Source organism: Rhodopirellula maiorica SM1 (assembly GCF_000346295.1).
In the GTDB taxonomy this organism is placed as follows: Bacteria; Planctomycetota; Planctomycetia; order Pirellulales; family Pirellulaceae; genus Novipirellula; species Novipirellula maiorica.
This window is the reverse complement of sequence record NZ_ANOG01000996.1, coordinates 1-2,129: the sequence shown is the minus strand read 5'-3', so window position 1 is coordinate 2,129 and position 2,129 is coordinate 1. Positions and strand designations below refer to the sequence as shown.

Annotated in this window: 2 protein-coding genes; both read right to left on the bottom strand. The window is 56.9% G+C overall.

The genetic code is table 11. The features are described 5' to 3' along the window. A partial coding sequence (locus RMSM_RS32270) for a hypothetical protein (RefSeq protein ID WP_008707563.1) occupies positions 1-1,053 on the bottom strand: 1,053 nt, incomplete at its 3' end. Between the two features lie 139 nt (positions 1,054-1,192). Next, on the bottom strand, positions 1,193-2,129 hold a 937-nt coding region (locus tag RMSM_RS43180; RefSeq protein WP_236622392.1), incomplete at its 5' end, for an AP2/ERF family transcription factor.

Here is a 2,129-nt window from a genome sequence, read left to right as displayed (position 1 = left end):
TAAATCGCCGTCCTTCCAGGCCTGAATTTCGTATTCACCGACGAGAATCCCGTCTTCGTTTTTGGAGTAGGGATTTGGAAACGTGTCGGGGCGCAGCAGTTTCAGCTCACAAAAACCGTCTTCGTCGGTCGTCGCCTCGGTGATCGTCGCGCCGTAGGCTGAGCCACCAGCTGCAAGATCTTTTCTCAGGAGCGTTGCGCTGACTTCGGCGTCTTCGAGAAGCGTTCCGGATGAATCACGGATGAAGCACTGCAACGCGCAAATATTTGGATTGGTTTGGTCGGCTGCAACCGGCGATGTCAGGCTGATTGGGACCGCTACGTCTTCGCCGTCGACCTCGATCTCAACCGGCGATGGTGTGAGATACATTCCAGGGGGCAGAACGATGATCGAATACGTTTCTTCATCGCTGACGTAGAGAATTGCGACGCCGTTCGTGTTGGTCGTTTCGCTCGTGGAAGTCCCAGACACAGACACACGGGCACCGGCGATCCCCAACCCCGTGCCGGTGCCCGTTACCGTGACCGTGATTTTGATTAACCCCACGCCCCCGAGGATGCCTAGTGAATCGCTAAGTGCTTCACGCGACTCGTATGCAGCTTCCAAGCTGTGTAGTGTTGGATCGAACGTGCCCCCGCCCGTGTTGATCTCGGCAAGCGCCGTTGCGCTGCCTGCATCGCCCCGCATTGCGATCCTGAGCCAACTCGACATGAGCGTGATGCCTGCGAATACGCTCCGAATGCCGTCCAACATGCCCCCAGGGCGTTCGAAGATGGCCGCGATGTCGTTTGCGAGATGCTGGTCGGTGGTGTCTGCGAGCACAATCCATCCATATTGGATGACTGAGCCAGTTTGAACGACGGTGTAGCGGTAGGTTCCTGCCAACGCTTCGGTCACAGTCGCATCAAACACGCCATTCGCTGCGGCCGTCTCGGTCAACGTGTCCCCGGCGCCGTTCACCAGCGTATCGCCGTCTGTCTCGAACAGCTCAAGAGTTAAGCCTACTTCACCGGCGCTTGCGGGGATGACGAATCGAATAGGTGTGGCGGCCATCGGTACTCTCGGGTGAAAGGAGTATCCATCGCCGATCCGGGATTACAAATCGACGATGGAAGGCAGCAACTCAGCTGCCTGCTCGCAATCTTCCGGGACAAATGGGCCGTTTTCAATGAAAGCTGGCTCCCGCTGGCTCTCACGAGTCGGGAAAGTTGAGCTTCTTGGTCTCCCCCGCTGCTCTCGCGGCCTCGTCGTATGCTCTCGCGGCTTCGGCTGGCGACTTAAAGTTACCCAGGTGCTTTTGTTTGAACTGGGCTCGGAATCGGCATTGATCACGGCGGGCGAAAACTCCTATGTATTTTGATGCGATGTGCTTATTACGCTCGCACCAATCGTATCCGGCTTTGCGTTTTTGCTCCTTTTTTGCCGCTCGCTCTGCTTTCAGACGCTCTTGGTCTGCATCTAGAAGGCGCTGCCGTTCGTCTTCGTCATCAACGGCCGCGTGGTTGATTAGGAAGCGTCCTGCTGCCAGTGCTGCCTTGTCGTAGGCGATACCAGCCTCACGCTCTGTGGCGAAAATACCGATTCGTCGGCGATCGAACGAGGCAACGTAACCGACGGAAATAGAACAGAAATGCACACCACGAAATATCGATGTTTTGTTTCTGGGCTTTTGCTCAGACTCCGTGGGGAAATTAAGTCGTCTTGGTTTCCCGCTGGCTCGCGCGGCTGCGTCGTACGCTCGCGCGGCATCCTCTGGATCGGTAAATAGGCCCAAGTGCTCGTTTTTGAATCTCGCTGCGAATTTGCAGGTGATTCTGTGGGGCGAGACTCCGACGTACTTCGCTGCGAGGTGCCGATTGCGATCGTACCAATCGTTTTGCTCTTTGCGTTTTTGCTCCTCTTTTGCCGCTCTTTCGGCAGCTGGAAGACGTTTCCGTTCTTCTCTGGAAGTCGCGAGTGCCGATTTGCCCTGGGCGATCCCCGATGCTCGCTCCTCGGGGGTCGGGAAGTTCAGGCGTTTGGGGTTCCCGCTGGCTCGCGCGGCTGCGTCATAGGCACGGGCGGCATCCTCGGCAACGGAATATATGCCCAGGTGCTCGCTTTTGAAATTCGCCGCGAACCTTCTTGTG